Source organism: Lentilactobacillus diolivorans DSM 14421 (assembly GCF_001434255.1).
GTDB lineage: Bacteria > Bacillota > Bacilli > Lactobacillales > Lactobacillaceae > Lentilactobacillus > Lentilactobacillus diolivorans.
This window is the reverse complement of record NZ_AZEY01000041.1, coordinates 13,538-31,230: the sequence shown is the minus strand read 5'-3', so window position 1 is coordinate 31,230 and position 17,693 is coordinate 13,538. Positions and strand designations below refer to the sequence as shown.

The 17,693-nt window shown below is 40.2% G+C and carries 19 protein-coding genes; 7 read left to right on the top strand and 12 right to left on the bottom strand.

Features of this window, described 5'->3' with window-relative positions:
• The first annotated feature begins 120 nt into the window (after positions 1 to 120).
• Together FC85_RS04535 and FC85_RS16100 are read left to right on the top strand one after the other, a co-directional pair.
• Positions 121 to 681 carry a GNAT family N-acetyltransferase gene (locus FC85_RS04535; protein WP_057864364.1) on the top strand — a complete coding sequence of 187 codons (561 nt, stop codon included), beginning with the start codon at positions 121 to 123 and terminating at the stop codon, positions 679 to 681.
• 174 nt (positions 682 to 855) lie between these two features.
• Positions 856 to 1,017, top strand: a complete 162-nt coding sequence (locus FC85_RS16100; RefSeq protein WP_225427619.1) for a type II toxin-antitoxin system Phd/YefM family antitoxin — start codon at positions 856 to 858, stop codon at positions 1,015 to 1,017.
• A 279-nt stretch (positions 1,018 to 1,296) separates the two neighbouring features.
• On the opposite strand, the gene FC85_RS04525 is transcribed toward FC85_RS16100, so the two are convergent.
• Positions 1,297 to 2,274, bottom strand: coding sequence for a LacI family DNA-binding transcriptional regulator (locus FC85_RS04525; protein WP_057864363.1), 978 nt, complete (start codon positions 2,272 to 2,274; stop codon positions 1,297 to 1,299).
• Positions 2,275 to 2,454: 180 nt separating this feature from the next.
• On the opposite strand from FC85_RS04525, the gene FC85_RS04520 reads away from it, so the two are divergent.
• Together FC85_RS04520 and FC85_RS04515 are read left to right on the top strand one after the other, a co-directional pair.
• Complete coding sequence (locus tag FC85_RS04520) at positions 2,455 to 3,879, top strand: SLC45 family MFS transporter (protein ID WP_057864362.1); 1,425 nt, start codon at positions 2,455 to 2,457, stop codon at positions 3,877 to 3,879.
• A 42-nt stretch (positions 3,880 to 3,921) separates the two neighbouring features.
• Positions 3,922 to 6,234: a glycoside hydrolase family 31 protein gene (locus FC85_RS04515; RefSeq protein WP_057864462.1), complete on the top strand. Its 2,313-nt coding sequence runs from the start codon at positions 3,922 to 3,924 to the stop codon at positions 6,232 to 6,234.
• Positions 6,235 to 6,635: 401 nt separating this feature from the next.
• Here FC85_RS04515 and FC85_RS04510 read toward each other — a convergent pair whose 3' ends face one another.
• The 7 genes from FC85_RS04510 to FC85_RS04480 form a co-directional block, all read right to left on the bottom strand.
• Complete coding sequence (locus FC85_RS04510; RefSeq protein WP_057864361.1) at positions 6,636 to 7,202, bottom strand: nucleotidyltransferase family protein; 567 nt, start codon at positions 7,200 to 7,202, stop codon at positions 6,636 to 6,638.
• Positions 7,203 to 7,230: 28 nt separating this feature from the next.
• Complete coding sequence (locus tag FC85_RS04505; RefSeq protein ID WP_057864360.1) at positions 7,231 to 7,749, bottom strand: cysteine hydrolase family protein; 519 nt, start codon at positions 7,747 to 7,749, stop codon at positions 7,231 to 7,233.
• A gap of 2 nt (positions 7,750 to 7,751) precedes the next feature.
• A complete protein-coding gene (locus FC85_RS04500; protein ID WP_057864359.1) occupies positions 7,752 to 8,003 on the bottom strand; it encodes a kinase to dihydroxyacetone kinase in 252 nt (83 codons plus the stop codon).
• 27 nt (positions 8,004 to 8,030) lie between these two features.
• Positions 8,031 to 8,669: a glutathione binding-like protein gene (locus FC85_RS04495; RefSeq protein WP_057864358.1), complete on the bottom strand. Its 639-nt coding sequence runs from the start codon at positions 8,667 to 8,669 to the stop codon at positions 8,031 to 8,033.
• 61 nt (positions 8,670 to 8,730) lie between these two features.
• Complete coding sequence (locus FC85_RS04490) at positions 8,731 to 9,018, bottom strand: ArsR/SmtB family transcription factor (protein WP_057864357.1); 288 nt, start codon at positions 9,016 to 9,018, stop codon at positions 8,731 to 8,733.
• 92 nt (positions 9,019 to 9,110) lie between these two features.
• Complete coding sequence (locus tag FC85_RS04485; RefSeq protein ID WP_057864356.1) at positions 9,111 to 10,685, bottom strand: hypothetical protein; 1,575 nt, start codon at positions 10,683 to 10,685, stop codon at positions 9,111 to 9,113.
• Complete coding sequence (locus FC85_RS04480; protein ID WP_057864355.1) at positions 10,678 to 11,445, bottom strand: ABC transporter ATP-binding protein; 768 nt, start codon at positions 11,443 to 11,445, stop codon at positions 10,678 to 10,680. Before FC85_RS04480 ends, FC85_RS04485 begins: the two co-directional genes overlap by 8 nt.
• 202 nt (positions 11,446 to 11,647) lie before the next feature.
• On the opposite strand from FC85_RS04480, the gene FC85_RS15670 reads away from it, so the two are divergent.
• From FC85_RS15670 to FC85_RS04470, 3 genes are all read left to right on the top strand, one after another.
• Positions 11,648 to 11,851 carry a hypothetical protein gene (locus FC85_RS15670; protein ID WP_147008603.1) on the top strand — a complete coding sequence of 68 codons (204 nt, stop codon included), beginning with the start codon at positions 11,648 to 11,650 and terminating at the stop codon, positions 11,849 to 11,851.
• Between the two features lie 74 nt (positions 11,852 to 11,925).
• Positions 11,926 to 12,147, top strand: coding sequence for a hypothetical protein (locus FC85_RS04475; protein WP_057864354.1), 222 nt, complete (start codon positions 11,926 to 11,928; stop codon positions 12,145 to 12,147).
• A gap of 113 nt (positions 12,148 to 12,260) precedes the next feature.
• Positions 12,261 to 12,488 (top strand): hypothetical protein, encoded by a 228-nt coding sequence (locus FC85_RS04470; RefSeq protein ID WP_057864353.1) that lies wholly within the window; start codon positions 12,261 to 12,263, stop codon positions 12,486 to 12,488.
• A gap of 123 nt (positions 12,489 to 12,611) precedes the next feature.
• On the opposite strand, the gene FC85_RS04465 is transcribed toward FC85_RS04470, so the two are convergent.
• The 4 genes from FC85_RS04465 to FC85_RS04450 all read right to left on the bottom strand — a co-directional run bounded on the left by FC85_RS04465 (position 12,612) and on the right by FC85_RS04450 (position 17,689).
• Positions 12,612 to 13,535: a glutathione S-transferase C-terminal domain-containing protein gene (locus FC85_RS04465; RefSeq protein ID WP_057864352.1), complete on the bottom strand. Its 924-nt coding sequence runs from the start codon at positions 13,533 to 13,535 to the stop codon at positions 12,612 to 12,614.
• Positions 13,536 to 13,554: 19 nt separating this feature from the next.
• Positions 13,555 to 14,733, bottom strand: coding sequence for an MFS transporter (locus FC85_RS04460; protein ID WP_057864351.1), 1,179 nt, complete (start codon positions 14,731 to 14,733; stop codon positions 13,555 to 13,557).
• A gap of 86 nt (positions 14,734 to 14,819) precedes the next feature.
• On the bottom strand, positions 14,820 to 16,637 hold the full coding sequence (locus tag FC85_RS04455; protein ID WP_057864350.1) for an oligopeptide ABC transporter substrate-binding protein: 1,818 nt from the start codon (positions 16,635 to 16,637) through the stop codon (positions 14,820 to 14,822).
• A 98-nt stretch (positions 16,638 to 16,735) separates the two neighbouring features.
• The gene (locus FC85_RS04450) at positions 16,736 to 17,689 is read right to left on the bottom strand and encodes an ABC transporter permease (protein ID WP_057864349.1); all 954 of its coding nucleotides are present in this window, start codon (positions 17,687 to 17,689) and stop codon (positions 16,736 to 16,738) included.
• Between the last annotated feature and the right edge of the window lie 4 nt (positions 17,690 to 17,693).

Here is a 17,693-nt window from a genome sequence, read left to right as displayed (position 1 = left end):
AGAAACTCATCCAAATTTTGATGATTACCCACTAACTAACATGTTTCAGAGTTGCCCATTCGGAGTCTGAACCCTATAATGATTTCCGTCGGTATAAATAACTATCGAGGGAGATAAATTATGTTTACGCTAAAGGAGTTTCAATTAGGCAGCCGGACCATTCGTTTGGAATTACCGGAAGAAAGTCACGCCAAGGCCCTCTTCAAGATTGTTGAAAATGATCGTGAAGAACTGAAGAAATGGATGCCGTGGGCAAAAACCACCAAGCATCTTCGAGACGAAGTGAATTTCATGAAATACGCCCGGGAGCAAATGATCAATCACCATTTGTTTATGCTGACCATCTTGTGTAATGATGAACCAGTCGGAATGATCGACCTGCACGAGATTGATCCAATTGACCGCCACGCTCAGGTCGGCTACTGGTTATCCAGTCAGTATCAAGGGATGGGCATTATGACGGCTTCACTTAAACAACTCATCTCAGTGGGCTTTGGTCGGCTTAATCTTCATAAGATTGTGGTGATGGCCGATTCCGTCAACGAAAAAAGCAAAGCGATTCCCGAACGGCTCGGCTTTATCCACGAAGCCACACTAAAAGATGATGTTTACATGAACGGCGACTTTAAGGATCTGGACGTCTACGCTAAGTTTGCGGATGAAGATATGCATCATTCATAAAAGAAAAGTCTGGATAAATCCAAGTAATGAGATTTATTCCGGCTTTTTCATAATAATAATCATTACCGAGACCCATCAAAAACGATTTAAACCAGATCATTTTGGCGGTCATAAACCTCGTAGTCAAAAATTTGCAGACGCAATCCTATACGTTAATATGAGGAGTGAACATAATTGGAAAAAACTATTAGTCCAGCTGAAGCACAAGCAAATCTATTTGCTTTAATTAAAGAAATCAATCGAGATTCTAAACCAGTGATTATAGCTGGTGCTGAAGATAAACAGAGTGCCGTTTTGATCAGTAAACGGAATTATGATCCATTCAAGAAACAATGACTTTGGCTTTAAATGGGCAATTAAGAGAGGTTCAGAAACGCCAAAATGACATGTCGGTCGATCTTGGTGAACTGATACGTAAAATTGATAGTGAACAGTAAACACTGGCAAGTTAAAATCAAAACCTCAGCTAAAAGAGAGTCGCACAAAGTACTGAAAGGGCCACATCAGTGATTCTTTTAAAACTATAAGAAACGCTCGACCCTCCTTATACACCACTTGATTTCAACTGCAAATAATACAAAAAATGCAAGTACCTAAAAGAGGTCACTTGCATTTTTATATTTCTGCTACACTGCTTCGCTTAGTAATATGAGTCGGTATAAATAACGGTGCTTTCTTGCCCATGACCTTGTTAACACTTTCAACACCAATAGTATAGAAGTCTTGTGTCACACTAGTCAATGCAGGTGTCGCAATCTGACAAATAACCGTGCCATCAATACTAATAATTGATAATTGATCAGGTAGCTGGATACCTTTTTGCTGTGCAGCATTTAATAATCCAGCCGCAACCATATCACTAGCAGCCACAATTCCGGTCACTCGTGTCGACAAAAAGTCTCCCAGTAATTTCAATCCAGAGGCATAGCTATAATCTCCCAACTTAATCCAATCATCCTCAACGTCAAGCTGGTGTTCTTTCATCGCCAAACGATATCCGTCAATTCGCTGGCTGCCGGTATGGTATTGGTCAATCCCAGCCAAGCCAATTTTCTTATGACCGTGTCCGATTAAATAGTTGGTTGCTTGATAAGCCACATCCCGATTATTTGAGCTTACGGCTAGAATATTGTTCTGTTCCAAGTATAAAGAAACAAAACAAAATGGCGTCCCTGCCCCCTCAAGTAACTTCATATCCTCCTGATCAGGTTCAATCGCTACTAATAAGATTCCTGAAATTGCGCGTTCTAAAGCTGTTAAAATTGCTTGATGTTGTAGTTCAGGGCTTCGATTACCGGCATATAAAATGATCACGTGTTGCCCAAGGCTATTAGCTTGTTTTTGAATACCGTCAATAATCTGAGTAGAAAAGTTAGTTGGCGTGGCATTAATAATAACAGCAATCACATTACCTTTTTTCTTCACTAGTTCAACCGCAGTATTATTTTTTCGATATCCCATTTCTTTGGCAATTTTAAGGACTTTTCGACCAGTCTTTTTACTATATGAATCACCCTTACTTGCCAATACTCGGGACACCGTTGCAATCGAGACACCTGCTTTATCAGCGATATCCTTAATGGTTGGTTTCATTCAAAATTCACCTGATTTCATATTTCCTATTATAACCTACTCTCTCAAGGAAAAAATTACTTTATTTTTTGTAAACGTTTACTTTATCGCCGTATAGCCATTGTAAACGTTTACGTAAAGTGCTAGGATGAATTTGTTGAAATGATTCCTAAAAATATTTTATCTAAGGGGATGGATTAAATGAATCAATCAACAACTCATTTAGCAGGAAATCATAAAGTTTTATCTTCACCAGTTAAAAGGGAAACTGCGAAGATTAAGAACTCATTACCAAATTTACCGATGAAAACATTGTTTGCAATTACCTTTGGCTTTTGTGGTGTTAACATGGCCTTCTCATTACAATCATCACAAATGAGCCGGATCTTTCAAACCATTGGTGCCGATCCAACAAAGTTGGGTTTATTCTTTATTTTGCCACCATTAGCCGGATTAATTGTCCAGCCATTAGTCGGAAAGTATTCCGACCTGACATGGACTCGCTTTGGCCGCAGAATGCCTTATCTATTATTCAGTGCACCAATAGCTGCTTTAGTCATGATTCTCTTACCAAACGCAGGGTCGTTTGGATTCGGATTTGCCTCATTTGCAGCGTTACTCTTTGGCGCAATTGCTATTCTATTCATGGATCTTTCAAGTAACGTCTGCATGCAACCATTTCGAATGATCATTGGTGATATGGTTAACGAAAGCCAAAAAGATAAAGCTTGGTCATGGCAACAGGCTTTCAGTAATCTGGGCGGCGTGATTGCCACACTCTTACCATTCGTCTTAACTTATCTGGGTGTTGCCAATACTGCCAAGCGAGGCGTCGTTCCTATGTCCGTCCGTTTAGCTTTCTATATTGGCGCAGCTATTCTTCTCGGAATTTCCGCTTATACCATTCACACGGTTAAAGAGTATGATCCACAAACCTATGCCCTTTATCATCATATTGATCCACAGGCTCATAAAGTGTCTAAATCAATTTGGCAACTAATCAAAGAAGCTCCCAAAGCTTTGTGGGAAGTTGCAGTTGTCCAAATGTTCGCCTGGATTGGCATTCAATACATGTGGACTTATACAACCGGTGCCATTGCTCAAAATGTTTGGCACACAACCAATGTTGCTTCTTCAGGTTACCAAGCTGCCGGTAACTGGTACGGTATTCTAACCTTTATCCAATCCATTGCAGCCGTTTTATACGGGTTCCTTATTCTGTCACGCACTAATCCTTACAAACGTAAGAATTGGTACCGTTTCGGGCTATTAGCCTTTGCAATTGGATTAATCTGGGTATTCTTTATTCATAATCAATATTTGTTAATCGTACCATTCTGCTTAATTGGTATTGGCTTCTTCACTATCCACGTCGAACCATTTAATATCTTCACTTCATCATTAAACGGCTCACATGAAGGCTCATATATTGGTATTTTCAATGGCACAATTTGCCTACCACAAATTATTGCCTCTGTTGCCAGCTTCATCGTCTTTCAACTAGTTGGCAACTCAATGCCAGGTATGATGTTGGTAGCTGGTATTTCAATGTTAATTGCTACATTAGCAATCAGTGTTATTAAACAGGACAAGCCTCAAGAAGACCTGTCAGATAGTGCCAAATAAATAATAAATTAAATACTGAAAGGAAATCTTACTATGTTGGAAATGTCTAAAACCAAATTACCAAATTATGAACAGCATGGACAAACAATCACCTTTGATTATTCGAACCATCAATTACAATTAACTGTATTAACCCCGGAAATTGTTCGCGTATTTGAATATCGTGGAAATGACGGATCATCCTATGCCATTGAAGGAAGTAAAGAACAAAAGACCGACTTCACCATTAAGCAGATTGACGACCATTATGAGCTAAGGACTTCTGCCTTGACCATTAAATTGGATGCTGGCCAACACCTTGACGTTTACGACCAAAAAGGTAATCCCTTAGTCACTGATTATCGAGGTAAACGTCAGTTGCTGAATAAAGGAATCGACAAAGTTCATGAACGCTTGGTTAAAGCTGAAGGGCATAGTGTCAGCGAATCAACAGTTAAATCAGATTCCGGTTACTACCAAATCGTTAAATCACTTGCGGCTGATGAGCAACTTTATGGTTTGGGTGATAAAACCGGTTACTTAAATAAACGTGGCTACGAATACGATAACTGGAATGTCGACAATCCCAACCCACAATTGGAAAACTTCACTAAACTCTATAAATCAATTCCCGTAATGCTGGGGTTAAAAAACGGTCGACCTTATGGCTTGTTCTTTGATAACACCTATAAGAGCCATTTCGACATGGGCAAGGAAAATTCAAACTATTATTTCTATACCGCTGTAGATGGCAATATCGATTATTATGTTTTAGGCGGTCGTTCGTTAAAAGATGTCGTTACCAACTATACTTACTTAACCGGACGAGTCCCATTGCCTCAAAAGTGGACACTTGGTTACCAGCAATCTCGTTGGGGATATAGCGCCAGCCAAAAGGAAGTTCAAGATATTGTGGATGGGCTTAAAAAATACGACCTGCCTTGCGATGCAATTCATTTTGATGTTGACTATATGCGTGGCTATCGTGTTTTCACATGGAATAAAGATAATTACAATGGCAATCCTAAAAAGTTTGTTTCAGATCTAAAGAATCAGGGAATCAAAGTTGTGCCGATTATTGATCCGGGTGTTAAAAAAGACCCGGAATATCAGACCTATGCTAGTGGTATAAAAAATGGTTACTTTGTTACTTCACCAGACGGAAAAGTTTATATCAATAAAGTATGGCCCGGTGATTCCGCCTTCCCTGATTTTGGCAATCCCAAAGTACGCCAGTGGTGGGCTAATAACAATAAATTCTTAACGGATATGGAAGTATCCGGCGTTTGGATCGATATGAACGAACCGGCTTCATTTGAAGGTCAAATTCCCGATAATATCATCTTTAGCGATGAAAACAAAAAATCAACACATAAAAAAATGCATAATGTTTATGGTCATAATATGGCGCGTGCTACCTATGCAGGATTAAAAAAACAACAGGATAAACGACCATTTGTTATTACCCGCGCTGCTTATGCCGGAACTCAAAAGTATTCAACTATCTGGACAGGCGACAACCGAAGCATTTGGCCTCACATTCAAATGATGATTCCACAACTATGTAATCTGGGAATGAGCGGGTTTAGTTTTGTAGGAACTGATATTGGCGGATTTGCTTCAGATACAACATCAGAGCTGCTAACCCGTTGGATTGAAGCAGCTATCTTCAGCCCACTGCTAAGAAATCACAGTGCAATGGGAACTCGTCATCAAGAGCCATGGAGTTTTGGTGAACCAACACTTTCAATTTACCGTAAGTACTTGAAATTACGTTATCACTTCATCCCTTATCTGTATGACTTATTTGCCCAAGAATCGAAGAACGGATTACCAATCATGCGACCACTTGTTTTAAATTATGATAATGATCCAAGAACCCGTGAAATCAACGACGAATTTATGGTTGGCGATAATGTATTAGTTGCCCCAATTGTTGAACCATCACAAGCCAAACGGTTAGTTTACCTGCCGGAAGGCCAATGGATTGACTTCTGGAACAACCGTGAATATGAAGGCCAACAAGATATTGTGATGGATGCACCACTTGATAAGCTACCGCTATTTATTAAGAAAAACACAATTCTTCCATGGGGAAAGTCTGTTGATCACGTTTCAGAAAAAGCTGATCAGGAGATAACCTTTAAAGTCTTCGGTGATCACGCAGATTATCAACATTATCAAGATGATGGTACTGACTTCAATTATCAAGACGGCGAGTTTAACCAGTATCGGATTGCAGTTGATGGTGACAATGTAAATGTTCAATTGAAACATCATGGGTTTAAGTCTGCTTATGAGAAAATTACGGTTGAGTTGCCAGATGGCAAAAATATTTTCAAATTATATAATAATGGAAAATATCAGGATCAATAGCGCCTTAATTAATCTTAAAGTGAATTTCAATATCCGTTAATTTAAAGATTAAAAATCCAAGCAATTTGAGAGAACCATGCCTCGAGTTGCTTGGATTTTTTAATTCACTGAAATTTATGTCTCCCATACTACTTATTTTACCTTTTCAGATGTTTTATGCTTTTATGTAAAAGGCACCTCTATTTTAATCAATAAGATTAATCCAAAAACGTTCAATAAGGCTGAGTCACTTGGATAACTAATGCCAGTATAATTAAGTAGATATATTGTGCTGGGAGGGCGAAAAAGGTGCAATAATTTGGCATTATACTCAAAAATTATCGATTCAGATCATCAAAACTCCTCTAGAAGAAGTATCGCAACTAAACTCAGCATTTAAGGAATACAACAGAGGCCCAAGATCACAACGCCATAATTTTCAACGCCGGCCACTCACGCTGCCAACCTTTTCGCCGGATTCGGTCCTGATAAATGGTTAAATGGGCGTTATCATTTCGAAAGCTTGGCACCGGCCGACAAATCAAATTAACCAAATCATCCGTTCCATATGGTGCGATCAGCTGAATCTGATTATTTTTCAAATAAGCCCCAATACAGGTTGGCGTTTCAACAAAATTAGCAATGGCATCCCTAACCGAAGTAAACGGCGGCCGGTCAGTGAAGTCATAATGGTGCATATGGGCTTCGTTTTTCACCTGCCACTGAAACTGCGGCGCCTCATGGTTAAGTTGTTGATCAAGTCGACCATCATCGCTTTTTGGCCTTCGAGGATCAAAGAAAACAACATCAACATCACTGGTCAAACCGGTGGGTCGGTGATTTAAAATTTGCCAGACTGTATTTCGAATACTCCCGGCGGCCAAGGCACCTTGACGAAGATGAAGCCGTTCAATCATCTGCAAAATGGTCATCAAGTCAGGTGTTTCGGCAATCATTTGAATTACCTGTTGATCACTTTCACTGCTCATATTGGTCACTCGCCTTTTGTAAAATTGCTCACACCCAATTAATCGGCTCACTCATGACTTCGGCAAACGATCCATTCCAAATCATTTCATGATGCTTGATAATTTGGTTCGCAGATAAGTCTTTCGTGTCAAACGTTGAGTCCAAGCCACTGATAATCGCCATTTTAAAACCTAAATCATGTCCCACTCGAATAGCAGTATCAATACAATATTCGGTTTGCAGGCCACAAACCTCAACTGCCGAAATTGACCGGTGATGCAGAAAATCTGCCAAACCGGTTTCAAAGAATGAATCCGAATGATACTTGAGAATCACTCGATCGGCAGACTGTCGATGCAATCCTGGCGCTAACTGCCAAGCCTGACTGTCATAAGGCAAATCTCCATTAACATGTTGCACGAATACAATTGGTCGGTGAGCTTGACGGTACTGGTCAATCCGCTGATTAATTTTAGTTACCAACTCGCCAAAGTTAGCCGCCGAACTGAGACCATTTTGAACATCAATCACCAACAAAATATCTTTTAGTCCTGAATGAACTGCCAATTTTATCCCTTCAATCCACGTGCTTGGCGATCCATATCTTCGACCACAATATCAAAGATCTCACCTAATGATGCACAGTACTCTAGAATTTCCCATGGTTTGTTGGTATGAAAATGAATTTTAATCAGCGTATCGTCACCAACCGCAAGGAGACTGTCCCCCTCAAAGTGTGCTTTGATATACGCATCAATTGCATCTTCATCCAAATCATGACCATCAATTAAACATTGGGTATCGTATTTATATTCAACCATCTTATTTTCTCCTCAATCCATTATTCTTTATTTATCGGTTAACGAATGGGGCTTTCCTTCCTGGATCAATACACGTTGAACACTTGGCCGTTGACGCATCCGTTCATCAAATGCCTGTAGGTTCGGTAACCCTTCAAAACCAAAGTTCAGCCGTCGCAGCCAATTTGTCATGACAAATAGATATGGGTCAGCAAGTGAAAATTGATCGCCGGTTAACCACGGTTTGCCAGTCCCAAACTGAGCTTCCACAAATTTTAATCGCGGATAAACCCGTTGGTAAACTAATTGTTTTGACTCGGCTGTGTTCGGCAACCAATTACCATGTCGAAACGGCGAAATAAAGTTCTCATGTAACTCCGTGGCAATGTAATTCAACCAGGACCGTTGCTGCCAATAGTCTGGCGACTGGTAAGGTGCGATTAAATGATCATCAACTCGGGTCGCCAAATATTCCAGGATAACCGCACACTCAGTCAGAACGGTCCCATCATCTAAAATCAACGTTGGCACATACGATTTAGGGTTGATCTTATTATAATCCCCTTTAGCCCAAATTTTGCGATCTAAATTCACTCGATTTGCTGTATAGGATAATCCACTCTCTTCTAATACGATATGTGGCGCCATTGAACTTGCTCCAGAAGCATAAAACAGTTGAACTGTCATCTTATTCTTCCTCTCTTTTTAATTCGACACTTATCGAAATAAGCTTCCAAAATAAAAGGATTCACAGGGAATCCAAAAAATTTGGTAAATACTTCTGAAATGTCTCGCGATTAATCGACAACAATTTAGCTTGAGCCATTTGCCGCGTGTTGGTCAGCCCAGCCTTGCGCAAAGCTTTAAAATGATAAGAAACCGTTGATGGTGAAATATTTAATTGCCGGCTTACCTCACCACAAGTCAGCTCACGGTTACTATGCTGGAGAATCCGCAAAATACTAATTCGGTTTGGCTCACTCAATACTTTAAAAATATCTGCTAGTTCTTGATCGGTTCTTTGTTCGATGTCCATAGAATTAACGTAGTCCTTTGAAATTATTTTGTCAATCCTATTTTACTACTTAGTCCAATTATCGATCACTTATTTTTATCGAATGACACTGCTCAATTTATTTTCATGTTCCGCCAATAATTCAAATAGTGCCTAACCGCTAAGCCACTTGCCACCACAACTAAGACCGTCGCAATTGGATTAATAATGAGTGCCGGATAACTACTGAGCAATCCCATATAGATACCCACAACAATCCCACCAGCAACCAAAACGCCCAACATTATAATCCCGATCATAAAGTTACCGCTGCCACGATTAAATAATTGGGTCACATTGGTCCAATTTAAATCCAACAATTGCCAATCACGGGTAAAACAGAAGGCACTGCTTAAGATATTTCCCCAAACAACCCCCAAAACCAGTCCAATGATATTCAGCCAAACCATTTTTGCGAAAATTCCAAAAACAACTGCCAGGATAATCAAAACAATGGTTTGAATCCCAACGATCAGCTTAAATTTCAAACTAAGATAATGTTTAAAGTCAATTGGTAAGGACCGGATAAATGACAGGTTTTCCCGCTCCAAGGAAATAAAGACGCTAATAACCGAACCGGTATTAATCGTCATGAAACTCACGCCAACACCAGCAACAAACATTGCGCCAGCATATTTAGCCGTTAAATTTGCCAGCGAAAATCCGCCATTTAAGAATAGCGAAACAAAAATGAAGAATAGTGGAAACATCGTCATTGAAAACGACTGAGTTAACAGGGTTGGATTCTTCAATAATCCCAAATTATAACGGATAAACTGGCGATCCATGCCCCCATTGTGATGAGGCCGCCGAGGCTTGCGCCGCACCGGCTTTCCAGCTGATGCATCAATAACTAACATGCGTGGCAGCAACCATTTTTGCATCACTAAAATCAAACAAATGATCCCAATCACCATCACTGCCATCGTGATCAGACTTGTTTTTCCCAATGGATTAATTAGAATTTGCTGCATTTGAAGCAGACCGGGAATTGCCCCAGCCATCCCCAGCTGATCATTAGTAGTATTGATTACCAGAATCGCAACCCCCATTGCCAGCATACTCACCACGTTCAACACAAAGGTCATCATTTTTTCATGACGCTGGAAAAATTTAGTTTGGGCAAAGCTAAAGACGACAATTGTGCAAACCAGAAACAGCAAGATATAGTAAACAACAAAAAGGAGGGTTCCAACAGTGAATCCAAAGGGAATGGGATGCCCAGATTGAACGCCGGTAATCATGAATAATAACCAAACGGGCAGGGCGGTCGGTAAAATGGTCATGGCAATTACCGAAAATTTTGCTAAATAAATGGCCCACTGATTGAATGGCAGGGGTAGGTAATCCTTTAAATCCTTGCTTTCAAAGAAAACGTTATTGATGGTGTTAACGCTTTGCGACAGGCCGATAATTGAAAATAACCCCACCATGCTTGTAAACATAGCTGGATGATGAGCGAAGTTAATCGTCAATAACAGGAATCCAAACATGACGGTAAAAATCACGCCAACGATTATGTATTGTTGAATCAAGGCCTGAAATAACTGACGGCCGGTTTTACCATTATCACGTGCCTTTTTCGTATTTTGTGGGTTCACGTACAGAAGCTGTACTTTAATTAATTGCCAGAGTTGAGAGCTAAACATGCGGATCATCCCCTTCAAGGCTGCCAATTACTTGATCGTCCCCACTACGACCGGCCATTTTAAGATAAATAGTTTCCAAATTATCACCCGGAACTGTGGCCAACAATTGTTTGACTGATCCATTGTAAATTAACTCCCCGTGCCGCAAAATCGCCAACTCATCGCAAAGCTCTTGGGCAGTTGCCAACACATGGGTTGAAAAAATAACCGTCTTCCCCTTGGCAGCGTGGGCTTTCATCAGTTGTTTCAAATCATAGGCAGCTTGAGGATCTAAACCGGTCATCGGCTCATCCAATACCCAAATATCAGGGTCGGGTAGCAACGCCCCAATGATAATTGTCTTTTGGCGCATCCCGTGGGAGAACTCGCCAATAGGCTGATCAACATGATCCTGCATATCAAATAAATTAACTAATTTAGTTTGGCGCTGTTCGCGACTTTCCTTTGGAATCTGGTAAGCTGAGGATAACAAATCCCAATAGTCATTGGCTGTTAATTCCAGAAAAATATCGGGTGAATCGGGCACATAGCCAATTTTTCGTTTGATTGCCAATCGCTGTTCTTCAAGGGATAAGCCATCAACTTGAATTGTCCCCGCCGTTGGTTCAATAATGCTCACCAGACTCTTCAAAGTGGTTGATTTCCCAGCACCGTTGTGGCCGAGAAAGCCAAAAATTTCACCATCGGGAATCTTGAGTGACAGGTCTTTCAACGCCTCAGTGTTGCCATATGTTTTTCGCAAATGATCGAATTGTATCATAAGCATCCTCCTATTTGAATTTGTCTTAGTATAACATGACATCTCGTAACCAACTTAGTCAATGTGGATTAAGGAATCCGACTTAATGACCATCCCGATTCACTTGATTAATCCATCTTTAAATGCCCGCAAACATTGGCTAGGTCATTGAACGGTGATCAATTAATGTGATAAGGTATGGAAAAAAGAGTTGTTAACCTTCATGGATCGTTCCGAGTTAATCTATTGTCCAATCTTCCTGAGTATTTATCACTTTATCCTCTCCGGCAGCTACTCACTAATTGTTCACCACAGTTATCCTTTCTGGGAATATTTGACCAATACGATCGAAGGAAGCATCATTTTTGGGATTGTCTGGAGTGTCGTTTATTTCTACAAGAGGTATCGAAAGAATCGGTTTATGTAGTCAGTCCTGATTGAATACTTTAATTCAAAGGCCGGTCATAATTATTTTTACATAGAAAGGAGTTACCGGTTTAGATGAAAGACTTTTTAATTACAATTCTATCAATCGTGGTTATCCTGTTTTTATATAATTTTGGCATCCTGGGTGGTTATTCGGTCTTGGTCAACCATACCTATCACTTTATGACTTATTTATCTGATACGCTTGGTGTCAGTTTCTTTGCGGCTCTTTTTTATGGAATTGGTGCTGAGATAAAAAAGATCTACTATAAGCATCAAGCACATAAAAACGGTTAAACTTTCACTGGCACTGGTTATTTTGAGATGAGATTCAAGCGAGTCATCATTTAACCAACTTATTTTGAAACCAAATCACTACCGCTTTCACTTAAAAGGAGTGGCTAATTCAAATGAAAGCCTATTTAACAACGGCTTTATCAATCATCCTGGCACTATTTTTATGTAACTTTATTGTGTTTGGCGGCTACTCGTTTCTCGTACACCACACTTACCACTTTATGGCCTATCTGATTAATACGCTTGGCACGGGCGCCTGCGTTTTTGTTCTAGTTGGAATTGGCATGGGTATCCAGATGCTTTATCGTAAACATAAACAGAGCGGAGAAAAAAACGCCTAGCTTTTCAGCGTAAGGGGCTTATCAGAATATTCAAGGTTAGAATATTCTGATAAGCCCCTTACGCTGAAAGCTGTTTTTTTTCGCCACATTTTCGCTCGGTCACAATCGTGTTACATCAGGCAATCAATATTCCCAGCGACTCAAATCCGGCCCATCGGGAATAACCCGGTCCAAAGAAGTCACCGGTTCGTCACTCACTTGATAAAAATGGGCCTTAATGGATTCAAAGTCAGTATCCTGCTTAAACGCTGTAATTTGGTAACATTCTCTCGCGTAACGCCAAAGATTGGGATACTCATCCAACCGTTTTTGATTTAACTTGTTTTTAAAGTAGAACACCACATCAAACCGAACCAAACTTACAAACAATCGAATATCCGGCTGCGTGATGTGATCGCCGAGCAGAAAGCGATTATTGCCTAACCGCTTCTCAAACCAGTCCAAACGGTCGAAAAACTGCTTGGCTAATTTTTCATAAGCCGCCTGCGAATCAACCGCCATTATCTTTCCCGGAATCGATGTCACGTCGTTAACAATCATCCGGTTTAAGGCTAAAATGGCCTCACTTTGATCATCTGGAAAAATATCCGGGACATCAACCGTAAAATAGGACTTCCAAGCAGTTGATAACTCATTCATGATCTGATCCGATGAATTATTAACCACCTTGCCCGTTTTAATATCAACCAGTGCTGGAACTGACGGCCGCTGATCGAATTTAGGATCTGCCTTTCGATAATTTTGCGATAATCTTGTCGTTTTTAAAATGGGATCCTGATCGCTGTCGGTCTTTCCAAAGAACCAATCATCGTCAACCCCGGCATGCCGTAATGAATAAATCGCACCTTTTGAAATGACCTTATTTAGCCCGGTATAATCCATCAAAATGGCAATTGGCGTTGCCCAAGGACAGAAGCGCCCCCAAATAAGCCGGTAGTGATTCGGCTCAATTGGTAACTCCCCGGTTGTAAATTTCTTTTCAAAAATTGTGCTTGCCGTTGGTTTGGGATGCCAAGCACAGGCAGCGGAAATAGTCTTATCTTTCATATACTTTCTCCATTCGTTATTACGCCACTGATTGTGGTACTCGCAGTATGCTAAGGACAAAAATGGCAATCATTAATGTCATCACCCCTTCCAGTAAAAATAGTTCGTCAATTCCAATGACATGAGAAACGGCACCACCAACCATAATTCCCAAGGGCATTGAAATATTACAGCCGGCAAGAACCGAACCGCTAACCCGTCCTAATAAATTGGTAGGGGTTTGCGTTTGAATGATTGTGTAGACCGAAACATTAATAAAACCAGCAGCTAACCCCATTGTGACAAGCGTGAAGATTGTGCCAATTGGGCTTCTTAACAGTGCCATTAAAGATACCGACGCGCCCATGACCAGAAACGTAAACACCAGTTTTCGTTTCAAAGGCCATTTCACCAAGTTAACAAGGATATTTCCAAGAATCACGCCGCTCATCAATCCAATCTGAGTCATACTATAGATCAAAGCGCTGGAATGAAGCGCGCCACGAACCCAAATAATATCCAGTCCCATAACCGGGCCAAGAGTAAAGTTGATGATCAGAGCAAGAAAAATCACGATTTTTAAAATAGGCTGCCGGAAGATATAGTTAACACCGGCATACCATTTACTATCCTGTTTTGCCACCACTTTCGACACCTTTTCATGGAAAGTTAACGTCAACGCGTAGATAAAGATTATCGAAATAATAAACGTGCCGCCGTTAATCGCCATGAACCAAGATAAGGGTACAAAGGCAACCATCACACCACCCAGCAACATTCCAATCATTTGCGTTACCATCTGAACGCCCTGATTAAGGCCATTAGCTTTACTTAAGGAGGCGCGGTCAACCAATTGTGGAATCAATGCATCAACTGCCGGATTAAAGAACGTTCCCAAGACCTTTGAAAGAAACGAAATTAGGACAATGGACACTAGCGTGATGTCACCGGACTGATAAATGATAGTTGCCAGAATCATTAAGACAACCTGGACACCATCAACCAACTTCATTATGTTCGTTTTCTTAAATTTATCGGCTAGAAACCCCGTATAGATATTCAATAAGACGATTAAGTTGAATATCGCTGTTACAATTCCAATAGTCAACGCGTTAGTCGTTACTTTATATAAGTACCACATAATCGCAATATCAAATAAATTATTGCCAATTTGTGACATTGATTCGCCGATGAGTAGTAAATAAAATCCTTTTTTCACGCGATCATCTCCAAAAAACTATGTAAAATTAAAAGCACCGCTGTTTATAGCGATGCTTTTAATCACCTGTCATAACAGTTGAACTATTATTTAGGATTTGCGGCAGTTAAGGATAGGTTGCTCCAGAATTCATTATTTTGAGCATTAACATCATAACCCTTTACTCGATGGTTAACAGGTGTCCATGCTAAATTAAACTGTTCTGGACCGTAAGCGGCTTGACTGTTCATGTATCGTTGCCACTTCTTGAATTGTTGTGCCCGATACTTGGCATTCCATGCCTTGTTGCTATTCAAACTGTTCAATAATTGAGTGTTCTTCTTACTTGCAAAATGTCCCATATTGTAAGGTGCATCAACACCATAAATTTGGGTTGGTGTTGGTTCCGATGAAGTTGACCATGCGCCAAGGAAAACATCAATTTTGTTTTGCTTTGGTTTTTGAATAGTTGAATAGAAGCTATTCATTTCCATTGGCTTTCCAGTAGTCATCTTAACGTTCAGTCCAGCCTTATGCCATTGTTGCAAGTAATATTGATAGGTTGCTTCGGTTGCAGCAGAGCTTGTCATAGCTCCAAGATGAATGACCAACTTCTTGCCATTGGGATCAGTTCGCCACTTACCTTGCTTTTTATAGCCAGCTTTATTAAGCAATGACTTGGCTTTCTTCATATTATATTTGAAACCAGGTGTCTTTGAATCATAGACATTCTTGAATGTTGGTGGGATCAAAGTATTCGCACGCCAGCTGAGTCCATTACCGAATTTCTTCGCAACAGCATCAACATTAACAGCGTACATCATAGCCCGACGTAAATTCTTATTACCCATTTTAGAATTCTTATCCATGACATTTAAGCCTGTCTTAGTGTTCATATGCCCAACATTAAAGCCAAAATATGAATACCCCATTGCTGGAATACCTGTTTCTGTATAGTCTTTTAATACTTTAACTTTAGGATATTGACTAGATGGCATTACAACATTAGGTCCGCCAGCAGCGAAATCATATTTTTTCGATTTAAAAGCTGCCACAATGTTATTAGATGAAACAACTTGAATAGTAATGTTCTTAATCTGTGGTTTCTTGCCATAATAATACTTATTTGGCGACCAACTGGTTGATTCACCCTGAACAACTTTGTCAAGTTTATACGGACCAGTAAAAATCGGATTCTTTCGAACTTTAGGTGACGAAGCAAGTTTTGAAATTGGTGTCTTTCCATAATATTCATATGGCTCGACAGATTGCCAAATAAACGAGTTCCCTAAATATTGCATTGAAGGCGACATTTTGGTGAAGTGAATAACAACTGTCCGACCTTTTTGTCCATCTGGATATGTAAATCCTGAAATGGTTTTTGCTTTTCCAGCATGATAAGCAGCCATTCCTTTAATAGCGGCAAAATCTGATGAATATTGCTGAGACGTTGTATTCTTATTACCGATAATTTCGTATGGATACTCAACATCTTTAGCAGTAACTTTCGAACCATTAGACCACTTTGCATCCTTTCGAAGTGTAATGGTTGCCGTTTTAGCCTTTCGATCCAGCTTAAGATTAGCTAAACCACCATTAATAATCTTATAATTTTTAGTTACGTTAAACAAACCATCAATTGCGCCCCATTGGCTACCACCAGGTGCAAAAACATCTTGATCTTCAGCATTAGTGCTCAAAGTTGGTGATGAAATCCCAGCAAATGGTGCATCGTTAACTTCAGCAACTTTCAACGTACTATTATTACCGGCGGTCGTTGCTTTACCAGAACCGGTATACGATGCTGGTAACGAAATATGTTTGGTTGTACCCGAATTACTACTCTTACTATTCGAACAAGCAGCCAAGGTCATGACTGACAGCATCGCAATCCCAGCTGTGAGCCATTTCTTTTTATTGCTCATGAACATCCCTCCAAAAATTTAATAGAAACCAACTAAACTAACAATTGAAACTCACCTCAATATGCAAAAAACACATCATCTCCTTTAATGATCAATCGTTACTTTTTGTCTTGGCCACGACGTTGGGCAGCATTGGTTGTCCGTCTCATGACTTGACCGATGTAACTAATGGATAAACATAAAATAATAATTTCAACGGCAGCAGGAAGCCAAGTCCACCAATAACCAGTAATGTTTTCCGGATCATTGGCGTTCGCGATTAAAGTACCAAGTGATGGGGTTCCCATTGGTAGACCAAAGCCCAAGAATGAAAGTCCGGTTTCAACCCCGATATTTTCGGCGAATGACAATGTCGTATCAACAATAATCAATGATGAAATGTTGGGCATAATTTCACGAAAGATAATCTTTAAGTTACCAGTTCCCGAAGTTTTCGATGCCGCAACGTAATCTTTTTGAGATTCCGATAAGGTTCGTGAACGAATCAGTCGGGAAGTTCCCATCCAATAGAAGATCGACAAAATTAAGGTTAATGTGATGGCATTGTAATGGGGAATGATCGTCACAATGACAATGATCGTCATCAGCATTGGAATAATCATCATAAAGTCATAAACCCGTTGCATTGCCAAATCGACCATACCGCCAAAGTAACCGGAAACCAGGCCCCAGCAAATCCCGAAGGTTGACGAAATAATCGTCAAACCAATCGCGATACAAATTGAGTTTCGCGAACCAACGACCAACTCTTTGGCAATCGACCGGCCACCAGCATCAGCACCTAACCAATACTCTGGTGTAAATGGTTTTGCGTAGTATCCCATAATATTGGTTTCCATCATTTTAGGGACGTCAATAAACATCGACGCAATAATGACAAATAGGATAAATACAATCAAGATGAACAATGAAATCAACGCTGGCTTATCAGCCACAAATTCACGCCACATAATTTTAGCGGCAGATGGTGTTGCTTCTTGATTCGCTTCTTTGGTTAATTTTTCCAAATCAGCTTCGGAAATTGATGTTGCGTCTTCAATATCTCGTTTCATTTCT